The organism is Bacillus sp. FSL K6-1366, from assembly GCF_037976695.1.
In the GTDB taxonomy this organism is placed as follows: domain Bacteria; phylum Bacillota; class Bacilli; order Bacillales; family Bacillaceae; genus Bacillus; species Bacillus subtilis.
The window spans coordinates 3,883,071-3,903,337 of sequence record NZ_CP150268.1; the positions used below are offsets into that span (position 1 = coordinate 3,883,071).

Annotated in this window: 22 protein-coding genes; all 22 read left to right on the plus strand. The window is 41.2% G+C overall.

Going from position 1 to position 20,267, the window contains the following annotated elements; translation table 11 throughout:
- The first annotated feature begins 104 nt into the window (after positions 1-104).
- The 22 genes from topA to fliY all read left to right on the plus strand — a co-directional run bounded on the left by topA (position 105) and on the right by fliY (position 20,252).
- The gene (gene topA, locus MHI44_RS20225) at positions 105-2,180 is read left to right on the plus strand and encodes a type I DNA topoisomerase (RefSeq protein ID WP_003245599.1); all 2,076 of its coding nucleotides are present in this window, start codon (positions 105-107) and stop codon (positions 2,178-2,180) included.
- Between the two features lie 75 nt (positions 2,181-2,255).
- Positions 2,256-3,563, plus strand: coding sequence for an FADH(2)-oxidizing methylenetetrahydrofolate--tRNA-(uracil(54)-C(5))-methyltransferase TrmFO (gene trmFO, locus MHI44_RS20230; protein ID WP_122894536.1), 1,308 nt, complete (start codon positions 2,256-2,258; stop codon positions 3,561-3,563).
- A gap of 67 nt (positions 3,564-3,630) precedes the next feature.
- A complete protein-coding gene (xerC, locus tag MHI44_RS20235) occupies positions 3,631-4,545 on the plus strand; it encodes a tyrosine recombinase XerC (RefSeq protein WP_003231988.1) in 915 nt (304 codons plus the stop codon).
- A 12-nt stretch (positions 4,546-4,557) separates the two neighbouring features.
- The gene (gene clpQ, locus MHI44_RS20240; RefSeq protein ID WP_003238555.1) at positions 4,558-5,103 is read left to right on the plus strand and encodes an ATP-dependent protease subunit ClpQ; all 546 of its coding nucleotides are present in this window, start codon (positions 4,558-4,560) and stop codon (positions 5,101-5,103) included.
- Between the two features lie 16 nt (positions 5,104-5,119).
- Positions 5,120-6,523 carry an HslU--HslV peptidase ATPase subunit gene (gene hslU / locus MHI44_RS20245; RefSeq protein WP_003245556.1) on the plus strand — a complete coding sequence of 468 codons (1,404 nt, stop codon included), beginning with the start codon at positions 5,120-5,122 and terminating at the stop codon, positions 6,521-6,523.
- A gap of 39 nt (positions 6,524-6,562) precedes the next feature.
- Positions 6,563-7,342, plus strand: coding sequence for a GTP-sensing pleiotropic transcriptional regulator CodY (gene codY / locus MHI44_RS20250; RefSeq protein ID WP_003220850.1), 780 nt, complete (start codon positions 6,563-6,565; stop codon positions 7,340-7,342).
- 379 nt (positions 7,343-7,721) lie between these two features.
- A complete protein-coding gene (gene flgB / locus MHI44_RS20255) occupies positions 7,722-8,111 on the plus strand; it encodes a flagellar basal body rod protein FlgB (protein ID WP_003245656.1) in 390 nt (129 codons plus the stop codon).
- Positions 8,111-8,563, plus strand: a complete 453-nt coding sequence (gene flgC, locus MHI44_RS20260) for a flagellar basal body rod protein FlgC (RefSeq protein WP_339203590.1) — start codon at positions 8,111-8,113, stop codon at positions 8,561-8,563. The genes flgB and flgC overlap by 1 nt, the downstream gene beginning before the upstream one ends.
- Before the next feature lie 10 nt (positions 8,564-8,573).
- On the plus strand, positions 8,574-8,894 hold the full coding sequence (fliE, locus tag MHI44_RS20265) for a flagellar hook-basal body complex protein FliE (RefSeq protein WP_003238544.1): 321 nt from the start codon (positions 8,574-8,576) through the stop codon (positions 8,892-8,894).
- Positions 8,895-8,939: 45 nt separating this feature from the next.
- Positions 8,940-10,550, plus strand: a complete 1,611-nt coding sequence (gene fliF / locus MHI44_RS20270; protein WP_010886506.1) for a flagellar basal-body MS-ring/collar protein FliF — start codon at positions 8,940-8,942, stop codon at positions 10,548-10,550.
- Between the two features lie 12 nt (positions 10,551-10,562).
- The gene (gene fliG / locus MHI44_RS20275) at positions 10,563-11,579 is read left to right on the plus strand and encodes a flagellar motor switch protein FliG (protein ID WP_003231981.1); all 1,017 of its coding nucleotides are present in this window, start codon (positions 10,563-10,565) and stop codon (positions 11,577-11,579) included.
- On the plus strand, positions 11,572-12,324 hold the full coding sequence (gene fliH / locus MHI44_RS20280; protein ID WP_003244804.1) for a flagellar assembly protein FliH: 753 nt from the start codon (positions 11,572-11,574) through the stop codon (positions 12,322-12,324). The genes fliG and fliH overlap by 8 nt, the downstream gene beginning before the upstream one ends.
- Positions 12,321-13,637 (plus strand): flagellar protein export ATPase FliI, encoded by a 1,317-nt coding sequence (gene fliI / locus MHI44_RS20285; RefSeq protein WP_015715886.1) that lies wholly within the window; start codon positions 12,321-12,323, stop codon positions 13,635-13,637. The genes fliH and fliI overlap by 4 nt, the downstream gene beginning before the upstream one ends.
- Before the next feature lie 2 nt (positions 13,638-13,639).
- Positions 13,640-14,083 carry a flagellar export protein FliJ gene (gene fliJ / locus MHI44_RS20290; protein ID WP_021479292.1) on the plus strand — a complete coding sequence of 148 codons (444 nt, stop codon included), beginning with the start codon at positions 13,640-13,642 and terminating at the stop codon, positions 14,081-14,083.
- An 11-nt stretch (positions 14,084-14,094) separates the two neighbouring features.
- Entirely contained in the window at positions 14,095-14,709 is a 615-nt protein-coding gene (locus tag MHI44_RS20295) for a MotE family protein (RefSeq protein WP_014479784.1), read from the plus strand.
- Positions 14,710-14,721: 12 nt separating this feature from the next.
- A complete protein-coding gene (locus MHI44_RS20300) occupies positions 14,722-16,185 on the plus strand; it encodes a flagellar hook-length control protein FliK (protein ID WP_015715887.1) in 1,464 nt (487 codons plus the stop codon).
- Complete coding sequence (gene flgD, locus MHI44_RS20305; protein WP_003231970.1) at positions 16,182-16,604, plus strand: flagellar hook assembly protein FlgD; 423 nt, start codon at positions 16,182-16,184, stop codon at positions 16,602-16,604. The genes MHI44_RS20300 and flgD overlap by 4 nt, the downstream gene beginning before the upstream one ends.
- 21 nt (positions 16,605-16,625) lie before the next feature.
- Positions 16,626-17,420 (plus strand): flagellar basal body rod protein FlgG, encoded by a 795-nt coding sequence (gene flgG / locus MHI44_RS20310; RefSeq protein WP_003231968.1) that lies wholly within the window; start codon positions 16,626-16,628, stop codon positions 17,418-17,420.
- Positions 17,421-17,459: 39 nt separating this feature from the next.
- Positions 17,460-17,675 carry a swarming motility protein SwrD gene (swrD, locus tag MHI44_RS20315; protein WP_003231966.1) on the plus strand — a complete coding sequence of 72 codons (216 nt, stop codon included), beginning with the start codon at positions 17,460-17,462 and terminating at the stop codon, positions 17,673-17,675.
- Positions 17,672-18,094 carry a flagellar basal body-associated protein FliL gene (gene fliL / locus MHI44_RS20320; RefSeq protein WP_003231964.1) on the plus strand — a complete coding sequence of 141 codons (423 nt, stop codon included), beginning with the start codon at positions 17,672-17,674 and terminating at the stop codon, positions 18,092-18,094. Before swrD ends, fliL begins: the two co-directional genes overlap by 4 nt.
- Before the next feature lie 33 nt (positions 18,095-18,127).
- A complete protein-coding gene (fliM, locus tag MHI44_RS20325; protein ID WP_003220879.1) occupies positions 18,128-19,126 on the plus strand; it encodes a flagellar motor switch protein FliM in 999 nt (332 codons plus the stop codon).
- The gene (gene fliY, locus MHI44_RS20330) at positions 19,116-20,252 is read left to right on the plus strand and encodes a flagellar motor switch phosphatase FliY (protein WP_003231962.1); all 1,137 of its coding nucleotides are present in this window, start codon (positions 19,116-19,118) and stop codon (positions 20,250-20,252) included. The genes fliM and fliY overlap by 11 nt, the downstream gene beginning before the upstream one ends.
- Positions 20,253-20,267: the final 15 nt, after the last annotated feature.

The window sequence follows — 20,267 nt, forward strand, 5'->3', positions numbered from 1 at the left end:
GTTCATGATAAAGAATGAAATGTTGAAAGCCAAATAAAGACAGCTGCAAAAATAAAATTGAAATATCTTGAAAAGAGAGAGAACACCTCTTGAGGGGGATGAAAATGTCTGATTATCTAGTCATCGTGGAATCGCCCGCTAAGGCGAAAACGATTGAACGTTACTTAGGTAAAAAATATAAAGTAAAAGCATCAATGGGACATGTCCGGGATCTTCCAAAAAGTCAAATGGGAGTTGACATAGAACAGAATTTTGAACCGAAATATATTACCATTCGAGGTAAAGGCCCGGTATTAAAAGAGCTGAAAACGGCTGCGAAAAAAGCCAAAAAAGTGTATCTCGCAGCTGACCCCGACAGAGAAGGGGAAGCGATTGCATGGCATTTGGCACACAGTCTTGATTTAGATCTCAACTCAGACTGCCGTGTGGTGTTTAACGAAATTACAAAAGACGCTATTAAGGAATCGTTTAAGCATCCCCGCATGATCAATATGGATTTAGTGGATGCACAGCAAGCGAGACGTATTTTAGACAGGCTTGTCGGATATAAAATCAGTCCAATCTTATGGAAAAAAGTCAAAAAAGGGCTTAGCGCAGGACGCGTGCAATCCGTTGCCCTCCGTTTGATTATTGACCGTGAAAAAGAGATTAACGACTTTAAGCCTGAGGAATATTGGACAATTGACGGTACGTTCTTAAAAGGTCAAGAAACCTTTGAAGCGAGCTTTTTCGGGAAAAACGGCAAAAAACTTCCTTTAAATAGTGAAGCTGATGTAAAAGAGATTCTTTCTCAGCTCAAAGGGAATCAATATACAGTTGAAAAAGTAACCAAAAAGGAACGCAAACGTAATCCTGCTTTGCCTTTTACCACTTCTACCCTGCAGCAGGAAGCGGCTCGCAAGCTCAATTTCAGAGCGAAGAAAACGATGATGATTGCACAGCAATTATATGAAGGAATTGATTTAGGAAGAGAAGGAACGGTTGGTCTGATCACGTATATGAGAACGGATTCAACCCGTATTTCAAATACGGCTGTTGATGAAGCAGCTGCATTTATTGATCAGACATATGGAAAAGAGTTCCTAGGCGGAAAACGGAAGCCTGCGAAAAAGAATGAAAATGCCCAGGATGCCCACGAAGCAATTCGGCCGACATCAGTTCTTAGAAAACCAAGTGAATTAAAAGCAGTCCTCGGCAGAGACCAAATGAGACTGTATAAATTAATTTGGGAGCGTTTTGTTGCCAGCCAAATGGCACCGGCTGTTCTCGATACAATGAGTGTCGACCTGACAAACAACGGTTTGACATTTCGTGCAAATGGAAGTAAAGTCAAGTTTTCCGGGTTTATGAAGGTGTATGTTGAAGGAAAAGACGATCAAATGGAAGAAAAAGACCGGATGCTGCCTGACTTACAAGAAGGCGACACGGTATTATCAAAAGATATAGAACCTGAGCAGCATTTTACCCAGCCGCCTCCGCGATATACTGAGGCCCGGCTTGTTAAAACCCTTGAAGAACGCGGTATCGGCCGTCCATCCACATATGCTCCGACACTTGATACTATTCAGCGGCGCGGCTACGTGGCATTGGATAATAAACGTTTCGTTCCGACTGAATTAGGTCAGATCGTTCTTGACTTGATCATGGAGTTTTTCCCTGAGATCATTAACGTTGAGTTTACAGCTAAAATGGAGAGAGATCTTGATCATGTTGAAGAAGGAAATACCGAATGGGTCAAGATTATCGATAATTTCTACACCGATTTTGAAAAACGCGTCAAAAAAGCCGAATCGGAAATGAAGGAAGTTGAGATTGAACCAGAGTATGCTGGAGAGGATTGTGAATTGTGCAGTTCTCCAATGGTATATAAAATGGGACGGTACGGTAAATTCTTAGCTTGCTCCAACTTCCCTGACTGCCGGAACACGAAACCGATTGTGAAACAAATCGGTGTGAAGTGCCCGAGCTGCGGAGAAGGAAACATTGTTGAGCGAAAATCGAAAAAGAAACGGGTGTTTTACGGCTGTGACCGTTATCCGGACTGTGAATTCGTATCATGGGACAAACCAATTGAACGAAAATGCCCGAAATGCGGAAAAATGCTCGTCGAGAAAAAACTCAAAAAAGGTATACAAGTCCAATGCGTGGAATGCGATTATAAGGAAGAACCACAGAAGTAGCGGTGAGCAGGGTCTTGCTCACCTTCTTTGTGTGTTAAAAGAAGGCCTTGAATAATAAACTAGGAGATGTGAAAGATGAACCAACAAACAGTGAATGTAATCGGAGCCGGACTCGCAGGAAGTGAAGCAGCATGGCAGCTTGCCAAACGTGGGATTCAAGTCAAATTGTATGAAATGCGGCCAGTTAAACAAACGCCTGCGCATCATACAGATAAATTTGCTGAGCTTGTCTGCAGCAACTCTCTTCGCTCTAATACACTTGCTAACGCTGTCGGTGTATTAAAGGAAGAAATGCGTGCGCTTGATTCAGCCATTATCGCTGCGGCTGACGAATGTTCGGTGCCTGCCGGGGGCGCTCTTGCAGTAGACCGTCATGAATTTGCCGCAAGTGTGACAAATCGGGTGAAAAATCATCCAAACGTAACCGTTATTAATGAAGAAGTGACTGAAATTCCTGAAGGCCCTACTATCATCGCAACGGGTCCGTTAACATCTGAATCGCTGTCTGCCCAGCTGAAGGAGCTGACTGGAGAGGACTATTTATATTTTTATGACGCAGCGGCGCCAATTGTAGAAAAAGACAGCCTTGATATGGATAAAGTGTACCTGAAATCCCGTTATGATAAAGGTGAAGCAGCATATTTGAACTGCCCGATGACAGAAGAAGAGTTTGACCGTTTTCATGAAGCATTAACATCAGCAGAAACAGTGCCGTTAAAAGAATTTGAAAAAGAGATTTTCTTTGAAGGCTGCATGCCGATTGAAGTCATGGCAAAACGGGGTAAGAAAACAATGCTTTTCGGTCCGATGAAACCGGTTGGTCTAGAGCATCCTGTTACAGGAAAACGCCCTTATGCCGTCGTTCAGCTCAGACAGGATGATGCTGCGGGAACACTTTATAATATTGTAGGATTCCAGACTCATTTAAAATGGGGAGACCAAAAGGAAGTTCTCAAGTTGATTCCAGGACTTGAAAATGTAGAAATCGTCAGATATGGCGTGATGCATAGAAACACATTTATTAACTCTCCAAGCCTGTTAAAGCCGACTTATCAATTTAAAAACCGCAGTGATCTGTTCTTTGCAGGCCAAATGACGGGAGTAGAAGGATATGTGGAATCAGCTGCCTCAGGACTTGTAGCAGGCATTAATGCGGCGAAGCTTGTATTGGGAGAAGAGCTTGTGATCTTCCCTCAGGAAACAGCAATTGGCAGTATGGCACATTATATTACAACAACAAACCAGAAGAACTTCCAGCCGATGAATGCAAACTTTGGGCTTTTAAAAGAATTGCCAGTTAAAGTTAAAAATAAAAAAGAACGAAATGAACAATACGCGAACCGTGCGATTGAAACAATTCAAACAATTTCGAAAACAATATAGGTATTGATTGCAACCTGAGCGCGATTTGTGATACCATTTAAAAGCCCTTCCTGGGGAGGTATTAGGCATGGAGAATGTTAAGAATTTCGTAAAGTTATTCGTTGAATATTTACAAATTGAAAAAAATTATTCACAATATACTATTGTGAATTATGTGGATTCAATTGAAGAATTCGAGACTTTCCTGCGCGTTCAAGGTATAAATGGATTTGAAGAAGCTGCATATCAAGATACTAGGATTTTTTTGACAGAAGCCTATGAAAAAGGTTTATCGAGAAGAACAATAAGCAAAAAGATATCTGCATTAAGAAGCTTTTATAAGTTTCTGATGCGGGAAAAGCTTATTGAAGAAAATCCGTTTCAGCTTGTTCATCTGCCAAAACAGGAGAAACGGATACCGAAGTTTCTATATCAAAAAGAGCTTGAGGAGCTGTTTGAAGTTTCAGATATAAGCCAGCCGGCCGGAATGAGGGATCAAGCGCTGTTAGAGCTGCTCTATGCCACTGGAATGAGGGTCAGTGAATGCTGTTCCATAACTATTAACGACGTTGATTTATTTATGGACACTGTGCTTGTTCACGGTAAAGGCAAGAAGCAGCGCTATATCCCCTTTGGGTCTTATGCCCGCGAAGCGTTGAAGGTATACATGAATAGCGGAAGACAGTGCTTGCTGATGAAGGCAAAAGAACCTCATGATCTATTATTCGTAAATCAAAGAGGCGGACCGCTTACAGCCCGTGGCATCAGACATATTTTAAGCGGGCTTGTTCAAAAAGCGTCAAGCACTTTACATATCCATCCGCATATGCTTCGACATACGTTCGCCACGCATCTGTTAAATGAAGGAGCGGATTTGAGAAGCGTTCAAGAACTGCTCGGGCATTCCAATCTGTCTTCTACACAGATATACACGCACGTTTCGAAGGAAATGTTGAGAAACACATATATGTCTCACCATCCAAGAGCATTTAAGAAAAATTAAAGGAGGCCCTTTATGTCATCTTTTCATGCGACCACAATATTTGCCGTACAGCATAAAGGACGAAGCGCTATGTCCGGAGACGGCCAAGTAACATTTGGTCAGGCTGTTGTCATGAAACACACGGCACGGAAAGTGAGAAAACTGTTTAACGGCAAAGTTCTTGCTGGTTTTGCGGGATCTGTTGCAGACGCTTTCACTTTATTCGAAAAGTTTGAAGCTAAGCTTGAAGAATATAACGGCAACTTAAAACGGGCGGCTGTTGAGCTTGCGAAGGAATGGCGCAGTGATAAAGTGCTAAGAAAGCTCGAAGCCATGCTGATTGTTATGAATCAGGATACTTTGCTTCTCGTATCGGGAACAGGCGAGGTGATCGAACCAGATGACGGCATTCTCGCGATTGGATCAGGAGGCAATTACGCTTTGGCAGCGGGAAGAGCACTGAAAAAGCATGCCGGTGAAAGCATGTCTGCAAGTGAGATTGCCAGAGCCGCGTTAGAAACAGCAGGCGAAATTTGTGTTTACACGAACGATCAAATCATACTGGAAGAGCTTGAATAGAAAGGACTTGAGGCGCATGGAAAAAAAACCGTTAACTCCTAGACAGATTGTAGATCGGTTAGATCAATATATTGTCGGTCAGCAAAATGCGAAAAAAGCTGTCGCCGTGGCATTAAGAAACCGCTATAGAAGAAGTCTTCTGGATGAAAAGCTGAAGGACGAGGTCGTTCCGAAAAACATTTTAATGATGGGTCCTACCGGCGTCGGGAAAACTGAAATTGCCAGACGAATCGCTAAGCTTTCAGGTGCGCCATTTATCAAAATTGAAGCTACTAAATTTACCGAAGTCGGCTATGTAGGCAGAGATGTTGAATCAATGGTCAGAGATCTTGTGGAGACTTCTGTTCGGCTTATAAAAGAAGAGAAAATGAATGAAGTAAAGGAACAGGCAGAAGAAAATGCAAACAAACGCATTGTTCGTCTGTTAGTTCCTGGGAAGAAAAAACAATCTGGCGTTAAAAATCCGTTTGAAATGTTTTTTGGAGGCAGCCAGCCGAATGGTGAAGATGAGGCGGAGAGCCAGGAAGAAGCAAACATCGAAGAAAAAAGAAAACGAATGGCGCATCAGCTGGCTTTAGGAGAGCTCGAAGACTACTATGTAACAGTAGAAGTCGAAGAGCAGCAGCCTTCTATGTTTGACATGCTGCAGGGCTCGGGTATGGAGCAGATGGGTATGAACATGCAGGATGCGCTGAGCGGATTAATGCCAAAGAAAAAGAAGCGGCGCAAAATGACAGTCAGAGAAGCCAGAAAAGTCCTGACGAATGAAGAAGCAAGCAAACTCATCGATATGGATGAAGTCGGCCAGGAAGCTGTTCAGAGAGCAGAAGAGAGCGGGATTATCTTTATCGATGAGATTGATAAAATCGCAAAGAACGGCGGTGCATCTTCTTCTGCCGATGTTTCAAGAGAAGGCGTTCAGCGGGATATCCTTCCGATTGTTGAAGGTTCTACCGTTGTCACAAAATATGGTTCTGTAAAAACAGACCATGTATTATTTATTGCAGCAGGAGCGTTTCATATGGCCAAACCGTCTGATTTGATTCCTGAGCTGCAGGGGCGTTTCCCGATTCGTGTAGAACTGAACAAACTCACGGTAGACGACTTCGTGAGAATTTTGGTTGAGCCGGATAATGCGCTGCTGAAACAATATCAGGCATTATTGCAGACAGAAGGTATATCTCTTGAATTTTCTGACGAAGCTATTCATAAGATTGCTGAAGTTGCTTATCATGTGAACCAGGACACAGATAATATCGGTGCGAGACGCCTTCATACAATACTTGAACGCCTATTAGAAGATTTGTCGTTTGAAGCTCCAGATGTAACGATGGAGAAAATAACGATTACACCACAGTATGTCGAAGAAAAGCTCGGAACGATAGCCAAAAACAAAGATTTAAGTCAATTTATATTGTGAAAAATTTAATATGAGGAATGTTTAGGAGGATTATTTATCATGGCTTTATTACAAAAAACAAGAATTATTAACTCCATGCTGCAAGCTGCGGCAGGGAAACCGGTAAACTTCAAGGAAATGGCGGAGACGCTGCGGGATGTAATTGATTCCAATATTTTCGTTGTAAGCCGCAGAGGGAAACTCCTTGGGTATTCTATTAACCAGCAAATTGAAAATGATCGTATGAAAAAAATGCTTGAGGATCGTCAATTCCCTGAAGAATATACGAAAAATCTGTTTAATGTCCCTGAAACATCTTCTAACTTGGATATTAATAGTGAATATACTGCTTTCCCTGTTGAGAACAGAGACCTGTTTCAAGCTGGTTTAACAACAATTGTGCCGATCATCGGAGGCGGGGAAAGATTAGGAACACTTATTCTTTCGCGTTTACAAGATCAATTCAATGACGATGACTTAATTCTAGCTGAATACGGCGCAACAGTTGTCGGAATGGAAATCCTAAGAGAAAAAGCAGAAGAAATTGAAGAGGAAGCAAGAAGCAAAGCTGTCGTACAAATGGCTATCAGCTCGCTTTCTTACAGTGAGCTTGAAGCAATTGAGCACATTTTTGAGGAGCTTGACGGAAATGAAGGTCTTCTTGTTGCAAGTAAAATTGCTGACCGTGTCGGCATTACCCGTTCTGTTATTGTGAACGCACTCAGAAAGCTGGAGAGCGCCGGTGTTATCGAGTCTAGATCATTAGGAATGAAAGGTACTTATATCAAGGTACTAAACAACAAATTCCTAATTGAATTAGAAAATCTAAAATCTCATTAATCACAAAAAGAACCCTTTTTGAGGGTTCTTTTTTTATTTCAAATAAAGGAAATCAATAAGCTTTATTTCCTGGGTTGAAAGTCTTTCTATGTAATAATTTTAATAAATTTTGCATTTTTCTTCAAAAAGTTTCAAAAATGCCGAAAAGAAAGGAGAAAAAACAGAAATTCTGCTATTTTCAGGCTTATATCAAGGCGAGAAATGTAGTTCTAACAATCTAGGACTTTATACCTAGTTGCAAAATAGATAATTGTGAGGACATTTTTTTACACGAACTTCATAGACTTTATGCCTGTTATTTCTTACAATAAGCATATAGTTTTACAATTCTCGACAAGGATATTGAGGGTGAAAAAAACTGAAATGGAGGTAAGTGGATTTGAGCTTATTTTCTGGAACGATACAAAATCTTGAAAATGCCTTGAGTAGAGCGGATATTAAGCAAAAAGTCATAACTAATAATATCGCCAATATAGATACACCGAACTATAAGGCAAAAAAAGTCTCTTTCCAAAATTTATTAGATCAAGAATCCTCGCGTCTTGAAGCGATAAAAACAGACTATCGTCATGTTGATTTTTCTGATACTGATTCGAATTATTCAATTGTTGCGAGCGGAGATACATCGTATCAGCAAAACGGAAACAATGTTGATGTTGACAAAGAGATGACAGAATTGGCGCAAAATCAAATCAACTATCAAGCTTTGGTTGAAAGAATGAACGGTAAATTTAATTCGCTGAAGACCGTATTAACAGGAGGAAAATGATGACAGCTTTTCATAGCTTAAATGTTTCAGCATCGGCTTTAACAGCTCAGCGAGTCAGAATGGACGTTGTATCATCTAACTTAGCAAATATGGATACGACAAGAGCTAAGCAGGTGAATGGAGAGTGGGTGCCTTACAGAAGAAAAATGGTTTCCCTTCAGTCAAAAGGTGAATCGTTCTCTTCTATTCTCAATTCTCAAATGAGCGGAAGCGGGAATGCTGGAAACGGTGTGAAGGTTTCAAAAATTACGGAGGATGATTCAGATTTTAATCTTGTCTATGATCCGACAGACCCTGATGCAAACGCTGAAGGATATGTACAAAAGCCTAATGTTGATCCATTAAAGGAAATGGTTGATCTTGTCAGCAACACCAGATCATACGAGGCGAATGTCACGGCGATGAATGCCACAAAGGGAATGCTGATGAAGGCGTTAGAAATCGGAAAGTAGGTGAATGAATGTGATTAATGCAATTTCTCCTTTTCAGGTTCAAAATACTCAAAACACTCAAAATGCAACAAATCAAGTAAACAATAGCCAAAAAACAGATTCTTCAAATCAAACAAGCTTTTCGGAGCTTTTAAAAAACTCTATTAGTTCGTTAAATGAGTCCCAAGTAGCTTCTGACAACATGACTAATGCCTTGGCTGCAGGAAAAGATGTAAATCTTGATGAGGTCATGATCGCTGCTCAAAAAGCCAGCATCTCTCTAACTGCAGCAACAGAGTTCCGCAATAAAGCTGTGGAAGCTTATCAGGAGATTATGAGAATGCAAATGTAGGGGGTCTGACGATTTAGAGAAAGAGTGGAATGACCGGGGGTTAACATGAATCGTACTCTAATGCAAATGAAAAACAAAACGAGTGAGTTTTGGAAAAATAGATCTAAATTACAAAAGATTTTAATGGTTAGTGCTTTAGCGGCAATTATTATTATTGGAATTATTATTAGTGTTTTTGCTTCGAATTCTAAAATGGCGCCGCTGTACAAAGATTTGTCTGCCGAAGAAGCAGGACAAATCAAAGAAGAATTGGATGCAAAAAAAGTGCCAAACGAACTTTCGAATGGCGGTACAGTGATTAGTGTTCCGGAGGATCAGGTTGATTCTTTGAAAGTGCAGATGGCTGCAGAAGGACTTCCTAAAACGGGATCAATTGATTATTCGTTTTTTGGACAGAATGCCGGCTTTGGTTTGACAGACAATGAGTTTGATATGGTGAAAGTGAAAGCTACACAGACAGAACTGTCAAACTTGATCAATGAAATGGACGGTATTAAAAATTCAAAAGTAATGATTAATCTCCCGAAAGACGCTGTGTTTGTCGGTGAGGAGCAATCTGCAGCATCTGCATCAATCGTTTTGCAGATTCAACCGGGTTATACACTTGATCAAAGCCAAATCAACGGATTATATCATCTGGTATCTAAAAGCGTGCCAAACCTAAAAGAAGATAACATCGTCATCATGGACCAAAATTCTACATACTACGACAAATCAGACAGCGATGCAGGGTCCTACGCGGATAGTTATTCTTCTCAGCAAGGAATTAAGTCTCAAGTTGAAAAAGACATTCAAAAACATGTACAGTCATTGCTGGGTACGATGATGGGCCAAGATAAAGTCGTTGTCTCCGTTACAGCAGACATTGATTTCACAAAAGAAAATCGGACAGAAGACATTGTCGAGCCTGTGGATAAAGAAAACATGGAAGGTATTGCAGTCAGCGCTGAAAAGGTATCTGAAACATATCAGGGCGACGGTGCAGCCAACGGCGGAACTGCCGGAACCGGCGAGGAAGATGTTACAAATTATAAGGCTGACGGTGAAAATACCGAAAGCGGGAACTACGAAAAAAACAGCAACAAAATCAATTACGAGGTTAACCGAATTCATAAAGAAATCGCTGAAAGTCCTTATAAGGTCAGAGATTTAGGGATTCAAGTAATGGTAGAGCCGCCTGATGCCAAAAACACTGCGTCGCTATCAACTGAAAGACAGGATGATATACAAAAAATCCTTTCAACTGTAGTCAGAACATCTTTGGATAAAGATGAAACGCAAAATCAGAATTTATCTGATGCTGATATCAATAATAAGATTGTTGTTTCCGTTCAGCCATTCGACGGAAAAGTCAATTTGGATACAAATACGGAAGAATCCTCAGGTATCCCGCTGTGGGCATATATTGTAGGCGGTGTTTTAATCGCAGCGATCATTGTTCTGATCATTATGCTTATCAGAAAGAAACGGGCGCAAGAGGATGAATTTGAGGAATATGAGTATGAGGTTCCTCAAGAACCAATCAATTTGCCTGATATCAACGAAGAGGAAAATGAAACAGCGGAATCAGTCAGACGAAAACAGCTTGAAAAGATGGCGAAAGACAAGCCGGAAGATTTTGCAAAACTGCTGAGAAGCTGGCTGGCCGAGGATTAGGAGGAATTAGAAATGGCGAGACGTGATCAAGATAAGCTTACAGGAAAACAAAAAGCAGCCATTCTCATGATTTCCTTGGGGTTAGATGTGTCAGCTTCTGTCTATAAGCACTTAACCGATGAAGAAATTGAAAGGCTTACTCTGGAAATATCAGGTGTTCGAAGCGTCGATCATCAAAAAAAGGATGAAATCATAGAAGAATTTCATAATATAGCCATTGCGCAAGATTATATTTCTCAAGGCGGTTTAAGCTATGCAAGACAAGTTCTGGAAAAGGCGCTTGGAGAGGATAAGGCGGAGAACATTCTAAACAGGCTGACTTCTTCTTTGCAGGTTAAACCATTTGATTTTGCCAGAAAAGCGGAGCCTGAACAAATTTTGAATTTTATCCAGCAAGAGCATCCGCAGACGATGGCGTTAATCTTGTCTTATTTAGATCCAGTGCAGGCTGGGCAGATTTTATCCGAGCTGAATCCTGAAGTACAGGCTGAGGTTGCGAGAAGAATCGCGGTTATGGATAGAACATCTCCAGAAATAATTAATGAGGTAGAACGGATTCTGGAACAAAAATTATCTTCTGCATTTACTCAGGATTATACACAAACAGGCGGAATTGAAGCTGTTGTGGAAGTGTTAAACGGGGTAGACAGAGGGACAGAGAAGACGATCTTGGATTCATTGGAAATTCAGGATCCCGATCTTGCTGAAGAAATTAAAAAGCGGATGTTTGTCTTCGAAGATATTGTCACACTTGATAACCGTGCCATTCAGAGAGTCATTCGCGATGTTGAGAACGACGATTTGCTCCTTTCATTAAAGGTTGCAAGCGAGGAAGTCAAAGAAATTGTATTCAACAATATGTCACAGCGTATGGTTGAAACCTTCAAAGAAGAAATGGAATTTATGGGCCCTGTACGCTTGAAAGATGTAGAAGAAGCTCAATCGAGAATTGTAAGCATCGTCAGAAAGCTTGAAGAAGCCGGTGAAATTGTAATAGCAAGAGGCGGAGGGGATGATATTATTGTCTAATATCATTAAACAAGAATCATCTATTTCTCCACAAAAGGAAAAAAGAAAACTTTCTATACAAGAGGTGCGTATTGATCATTCTCACCTTTTGCAGGCTGAAGAGAACCCGGAGGCGCTTATGGCCCGAGTGAAAGAGGAAGCTGATCGGATTTCTGAGCAGGCAAACAGTCATATAGAAAATATTCGCCGTCAAATTGAACAGGAGAAAAACGATTGGGCGGCTGAAAAACAGAAGCTTATTGAAGAAGCAAAAGCCGAGGGCTTTGAACAAGGAGTAGCGCTGGGCAAAGCTGAGGCAATGAAACAGTATGCAGAACTGATCGGCCAAGCAAACAGTATAACTGAAATGTCCAGAAAAGCTGTTGAGGACAAGCTTGAAGACGCTAATGAAGAAATCGTTGAGCTTGCCGTTGCCCTAGCAAAAAAAGTTTGGCAGCAAAAGTCTGATGATAAAGAGGCTTTCCTCCTGCTTGTACAACAGGTTATAAACGAAGTGAAGGAATATGACGATATATCAATTTATGTTGATCCATATTACTATGAGACAATCTTTCAGCAAAAAGATGAAATCCAGCAGCTTCTTTATAAAGAATGTCGGCTTGGCATATATGCTGATGAAAAAGCTCAAAAAGGAACCTGTTATATTGAAACTCCTTTTGGCAGGGTAGATGCGAGTGTTGACACACAATTGATGCAATTGAAAGATAAACTTCTGACAGCGCTGGAAGCAGGTGCAGCTGAATGAAGACACAGAGTCTGATAGATTGTATAGAAATGACAGACTCGTATAAACGGTACGGAAAAGTCAAGCGGGTCATCGGCCTGATGATTGAATCAAAAGGGCCAGCAAGCTCAATTGGCGACGTGTGCCTGATTTATGCAAAAGGACAATCTGGGAAAGTCATTAAAGCTGAGGTAGTCGGCTTCCAGGAAGAAAATATTTTGCTTATGCCTTATTTAGAGGCTGCGAGCATTGCACCTGGCAGCATTGTAGAAGCTACTGGGGAATCACTTCGGGTTAAAGTTGGAACCGGACTGATTGGACAAGTCATCGATGCTTTTGGAGAACCGCTTGACGGAAAACTTCTGCCTAAAGGGCTTTCGCCTGTATCAACGGAGCAATCACCGCCCAACCCGATGAAACGGCCGCCTATCCGTGAAAAGATGGGTGTTGGAGTCAGATCAATTGACAGCTTGCTGACAGTCGGTAAAGGCCAGCGGATTGGAATTTTTGCAGGAAGCGGTGTCGGAAAAAGCACCTTAATGGGGATGATCGCCAAGCAGACAGAGGCTGACTTAAACGTCATTGCACTTGTCGGAGAACGCGGACGAGAGGTTCGGGAGTTTATTGAAAAAGATCTGGGGAAAGAGGGGCTGAAACGATCGATTGTAGTCGTTGCCACCTCAGACCAGCCAGCATTAATGAGATTGAAAGCGGCATATACAGCGACTGCAATTGCCGAGTATTTCCGAGATAAAGGCCAAAATGTCATGTTTATGATGGATTCTGTTACAAGGGTGGCAATGGCGCAGCGAGAGATTGGACTGGCTGCAGGAGAGCCTCCGACGACAAAAGGCTATACACCTTCAGTGTTCGCTATTTTACCTCGTTTACTAGAACGAACAGGTGCAAACGAGCATGGAACCATTACGGCATTTTATACAGTGTTGGTAGACGGGGATGACATGAATGAGCCGATTGCCGATACTGTACGCGGAATTTTAGACGGACATATTGTGTTGGACAGGGCGCTTGCCAATAAAGGCCAGTTTCCTGCAGTTAACGTACTAAAAAGCATCAGCAGGGTGATGTCAAACATTTCAACAAAACAGCATCTGGATGCGGCAAATAAATTCCGTGAGCTTTTATCGACATATCAAAATTCGGAAGATCTCATTAATATCGGAGCTTACAAAAGAGGATCATCCAGAGAAATTGATGAAGCGATACAATTTTATCCGCAGCTTATTCAATTTTTAAAGCAGGGAACAGACGAACCGGCTTTATTGGAAGAAAGCATTGCTGCATTAACTAGTTTGACAGGAAATGAGGAATAAACGTGGCTTATCAATTTAGATTCCAAAAGCTGCTGGAACTAAAAGAAAATGAAAAAGACCAATCCTTATCCGAGTATCAGCAATCAGTTTCTGAATTTGAAAACGTTGCTGAAAAATTATATGAGAATATGAGCAAAAAGGAATTGCTGGAACAAAATAAGGAAAAGAAATTAAAAAGCGGCATGAGTGTACAAGAAATGAGGCACTACCAACAATTTGTCTCGAATCTTGATAATACGATCTATCACTATCAAAAGCTTGTCATTATAAAAAGAAATCAAATGAATCAAAAACAAGAAATTTTGACAGAGAAAAACATTGAAGTGAAAAAGTTTGAAAAAATGCGTGAAAAACAGTTTAAAATGTTTGCTCTTGAAGATAAAGCTGCAGAAATGAAAGAAATGGACGATATTTCGATTAAGCAGTTTATGATTCAAGGCCATTAGGAGCGAATGTAATGTCCGGCAAAAAGAAAGAATCAGGTAAGTTCCGTTCGGTTTTGCTTATCATTATCCTCCCGCTGATGTTTCTATTAATCGCAGGGGGGATTGTTCTTTGGGCTGCTGGTATCAATGTCATAAAGCCGATACAGGATGCTGCGGCAAAAACGCCGGTTCTTAAAGAATTGGTCCCTGAAACCGAAAATAAAAAAGGCGCAGCATCAAGTAAGGATAGCAGTAATACGGCAGCTCTGGAAAAGACCATTAAGGATCAAAAAAGTGAAATCAGTATATTGAATAAAGATTTAGAAACAAGTAAATCAGAAATCGATAGGCTCAATCAAAAGATCCGTTCACTTGAAAAGACGGCTGAGGATCAAAAAAAGTCATCAGAAGATCATACTGAAGGATCAGCAGACTCGAAAGCTTCTTCTGAAAATGACAAAGTGATCAGTGTGTACAAAAGCATGGACAGCGGAAAGGCTGCTAAAATTATTGCCCAATTAAAGGAGCAAGAAGCACTGAAAATATTGAATGGCCTAAGCAAAAAGCAGCTTGCTGACATATTGGCGAAAATGACTCCTGAGCAAGCAGCAACCTATACAGAAAAAATTGCTGCCAGCCAAGAATAGGGGGAATGAAAGGTGAAGCTGCTTGAATTAGCCGGACCTTTGCTGCAAACCACAACGGGTTCTGCCGCTAAAAACATGAAAAGTAGCCAAGGAGTTTTTCAAAACTGGCTTATGTCTGAGGCTGGATTGAAGGAACTTTCAGAACAAGGAAAGGGTACTCCTAATTCCGAAGATCAGCTTTTAGCAGATGCGCTTAAAAAGATCGGTGACTGGCTAAATGCAAGTCCTGAAGATCAAGACAAACAAAATGCGGATCTTTTGCAAACATTAAGCAAACTGACAGGGAAGCAATTGGATGCGAATGCTCTGCAAATGTTGCAAAATCTTTTGCAAGCAGTTGAATCAAAAATGTCAGGCGGGACGGATCAATTGCTCACAGAAACGGAGAAAATCTTTTCAGAAGCTAAAACGGCTCTGAGTGCCAATGCTTCTGCTTCTGACATTAATGGAGCACTGAAGTCTGATACAGAGCAATCAAATCAGGAAAATGAAGTATCCGAGCCTGCTAAAGAGCTTATCTATATCCAGATGTTCATTAGCCAGCTCGTAGAAGGGAATAAGCTGACTGATCGCGGGAATGGCAATGAAGCTCATGCCATTTACCAAAATGGAGATCAATTCCTTTCTGCATTAGAAAAGAAGGGTGTATCTCAACAACTAATTCAGGATCTTAAACAGCAAATATTCACTAAAGCTGAGTCAAGTTCAAAACTTTACTCGATGACAGCGTCAGAGCTGAAAAGTTTTCAAAGCTTAATGGATCAAATGTCTATGCTTCCTCAAAAAGGGACCAAAGAATGGAGTTTAGCTGAAAGCCAGCTGAAAGCCTTCTTGTTATCGAAATCATCCGAATCATCACAAGACTTTGGGAAGAGTGTTCTCACACCGCTCTCGCAGAGTTCATCCAGCAAAAATGCATCGGATGTTTCTGGAAGTATTCAGCCTGTAGATAGTAAATCAGGACTCCAAATGCTGTTTTCGGGGTATCGGGGCATAGGAGGAGTTCAAACACTTGATCTGCAGCAGATGTCATCTGATATACCAAATGCCGAAACAAAAACGGTGGCTGATCAAGTGATTAATGCGTGGAAGCAGATGAAATATACGCCTTTCGGCAGATCGACGGGAAGTTTCACTATTCGGCTGAACCCTGAACATTTAGGATTTGTCACAATCAAGCTGACAAATGAAAATGGAATGTTTCAGAGTAAAATCATAGCATCTAGCCAATCAGCAAAAGAATTGCTTGAACAGCATCTTCCTCAGCTGAAGCAATCATTGCCGAATATGGCCGTCCAAATTGACCGTTTTACTCTTCCGGTCCAAAGCGGGGATCAGCCGATATACGGCCAGCTTGCTGATGAACAGAAACAGCAGCAAGAGGGGCAGAGACAGCAAAGACAGAAAAAGCAATCAAATGATTTTGGCGATCTGCTCGATGAAGTGTCGATGGTTGAAATGGAGGAAGAAGAATGACTTCTATAAGTTCAGAATATAAACTGCCTGAAAAAACGAACACTGTGTCGACGAACAACAGCAGCTTGGGGAAAGACGAGTTTTTAAAAATATTAATGACTCAAGTTCAAAACCAAGATCCGCTTAACCCGATTGACGATAAAGAATTTATCAGCCAGATGGCGACTTTTTCAAGCTTGGAGCAAATGATGAATCTGAATACGACAATGACTCAATTCGTTGAAAACCAAGATCCGTTTACAACGTATGTTGATTGGATGGGAAAAGAAGTATCTTGGACTGATGGTAAAAGTGCAACAGATAAAACAGGCACAGTAAGCTCTGTTAAACATTTTAAAGGAAATTATTATCTCGTTCTTGATGATGGGACCGAGATCAGTCCTGCGAATGTCATGTCTGTGGGACAATCATCTAAATAAAAACATCTGGGGGAATATATTATGTTACGTTCACTTTATTCTGGAATCAGCGGTATGAAGAACTTTCAAACAAAGCTTGACGTAATCGGTAACAACATTGCCAACGTAAATACAGTAGGATTCAAAAAGAGCCGTGTGACCTTTAAAGATATGGTAAGCCAAACCATTGCCGGCGGTTCTGCTGCTGGTGCAACAATCGGCGGAACAAACTCTAAGCAAATCGGTTTAGGTTCATCATCTGGCACAATTGATACAATTCATTCAACAAGCGCGACACAAAGCACAGGAAGAACACTTGATTTAGCAATTGACGGCGACGGTTACTTCCGAATTGATACAGGTGACGGGACAGCTTATACAAGAGCAGGGAACTTCTATTTAGATAATACTGGAACACTGGTTACAGGTGATGGCTACCATGTACTAAATATGAATGGCGGAACAATTAAAATTCCTACTGATGCTCAAAGCTTTAGCATTGGTTCTGATGGAAAGGTGTCAATTGTTGATGCTGAGGGGAAAACACAAGACGGGGGACAAATCGGGATTGTTACTTTTGCCAACAGTGATGGATTGGATAAAATCGGAAGCAACCTATACCGTGAATCTTTAAACTCTGGAACGGCCAGTGCAGCGAACCAGCCTGGTGACGGCGGAACTGGTGCTCTTAAATCAGGATTTCTCGAAATGTCTAACGTCGATTTAACTGACGAATTTACTGAAATGATCGTAGCCCAGCGCGGATTCCAATCAAACTCAAAAATTATTACAACATCTGATGAAATCCTTCAAGAACTGGTTAACCTTAAACGTTAAGGAGGGAGGGGAGGCGAGTAATCGCTTCTCCGCTGTTTTATGATTAAAGTAACCCGTTTGAACGGGCAGCCCTTTACACTGAATGCGCTATTTATTGAACAGATTGAATGTTTTCCGGATACTACAATTACTCTGTCAAATGGTAAGAAGTTTGTAGTAAAAGAAGATGAAGAAGCTGTTCTGGAAAAGATCGCAGCTTTCTACCGAAAAATACAAATATTTGCAATGGATCAAGGAATAGAGGAACCGGAATGAAGAAAAAGTTAATGATCATATTACTAATTATTCTTATCGTAATTGGTGCTCTCGGGGCGGCGGCTTATTTTGTTTTAGGCGGAAAGTCCGAAAAAAGTGAAGCGAAAAAAAGTATTGATGAAATCGTTGCGTCTTCTGTTGATGTAGAAGAGATCACAACAAATTTAAAGTCTGATAACATTATCCGTCTTGCTATTAAACTTGAAACTGATTCTGATAAATCAAAAGAAGAACTTGAGAAACGTGATTTCCAAGTGAAAGACGCTGTTATATCACTGCTGGCTGATACGAATGCTGATCAGATTGAGGGAGACAAGGGAAAAGAAACCTTTAAGAAGGAACTAAAAGATAAAATAAATAGCTACCTCCAAGAAGGAAAAGTAGAAAAAGTGTATATTACCTCCTTTAATCTGCAATAAAGCATAATTTGACAGAATACGGAGGTGAGGAAAATGTCAGGAGAAGTTCTCTCCCAAAATGAAATAGATGCACTGCTCTCTGCAATATCAACTGGTGAAATGGACGCTGAAGAGCTGAAAAAAGAAGAAAAAGAGAAGAAAGTCAAGGTTTATGATTTCAAACGTGCGCTGCGGTTTTCTAAGGATCAGATCCGCAGTTTAACGAGAATTCATGACAATTTTGCAAGACTTCTTACCACTCATTTTTCTGCTCAGCTCAGAACCTATATTCACATATCTGTCAGTTCTGTTGATCAGGTTCCGTATGAGGAATTTATCAGATCGATTCCAAACATGACGATTCTGAATCTATTTGATGTTCATCCGATGGAAGGAAGAATTATGATGGAGGTCAACCCCACGATAGCTTATACGATGATGGATCGAGTCATGGGCGGGATTGGAATCAGTCATAACAAGGTTGACAGTTTGACAGAAATTGAAACAAAAATCATTTCTAATTTATTTGAAAATGCACTGGGTAATTATAAAGAAGCTTGGCAGTCAATTGCTGATATTGAACCGGAAATGACTGAGTTTGAAGTGAATCCGCAATTTGTTCAGATGGTATCTCCTAATGAAACAGTCGTGGTGATCTCGCTCAATACTCAAATTGGTGAAATCAGCGGTGTCATTAATCTCTGTATCCCGCATATTGTACTCGAGCCGCTCATACCGAAGCTTTCAGTCCACTATTGGATGCAATCAGACCGAAATGAGCCAAAGCCTGAGGAAACAAAGTCGCTTGAAAAACGTATCATGACAGCACAAATACCTGTCGTGGCCGAGCTCGGCACATCTGAACTGACGATAGAAGAGTTTTTAAGTTTAGAAGTCGGAGACTGCATAACTTTGGACAAATCAGTCACGGATCCTCTTACTGTATTGGTCGGAGATAAGCCGAAATTTTTAGGACAAGCCGGCCGGGTGAATCGAAAACAGGCAGTGCAAATTTTAGATCACGACATAAGAGGTGAACAAGATGGAGAATAATAGATTATCTCAAGATGAGATTGACGCGCTTCTTAACGGTACTGGCAGCACGCTTGATGAGCCAGAGATTCCGGAAGTAGATGACTTATCGGAAATGGAGCGTGATGCGATCGGTGAAATCGGTAATATTTCATTCGGCAGTTCTGCGACAGCACTGTCAACGCTTTTAAATCAAAAGGTCGATATTACGACTCCAAGCGTAACGGTCATTCCAAGAAGTAAAATCAGCGATGCGTTTCCTGAACCGTATGTAGCGATTGAAGTGAATTATACGGAGGGCTTCAGCGGAAGCAACCTGTTAGTCGTGGAACAAAGTGACGCGGCGATCATTGCGGACTTAATGATCGGGGGAGACGGAAAAGGTGCGGACCCTTCACTGGGTGAAATCCATTTAAGTGCGGTTCAAGAAGCAATGAACCAAATGATGGGATCGGCTGCCACATCAATGTCTACTGTATTCAGTAAAAAAATTGATATTTCACCTCCTCGGGTTGAATTGCTGGATGTTACTGAAGAAAAGGGTACAGACCGTATTCCTGATGATGAAATGCTGGTGAAAGTTTCTTTCAACTTAAAGGTGGGAGAATTAATAGACTCCAGCATTATGCAACTTTACCCATTGACATTTGCGAAAGATTTAATTTCAAGCCTTATGAACTCAGAAAGTGCAGAGGAAGAAGAAACGGTGCAGCCTGAAGTTACATACGAACAGCCGAAAGAGCCTGTGACGCCAGAGCCGCGTATTGAACCGAAGCAACAGCAGCAGCCGCCAAAAAGGCAGGGAACAGCAAAAAAAGCAGCGCCAGTTCAGGTTTCACCGGTGGAATTTTCCGCGTTTGATCCAAACGAAGCTGTACAAGCCCCTATTCATAATCTGGATATGCTTTTGGATATCCCGCTTTCGATTACTGTTGAGCTTGGCAGAACGAAGAGAAGCGTAAAAGAGATTTTAGAGCTTTCTGCCGGAAGTATTATCGAGCTTGATAAATTAGCCGGTGAGCCTGTAGATATTTTAGTTAATCAGCGTATCGTTGCCAAAGGCGAGGTCGTTGTCATTGAAGAAAACTTTGGAGTGAGAGTCACTGACATTTTAAGCCAGGCAGAGCGCATTAATAATTTAAAATAACGAAACACAAGGAGA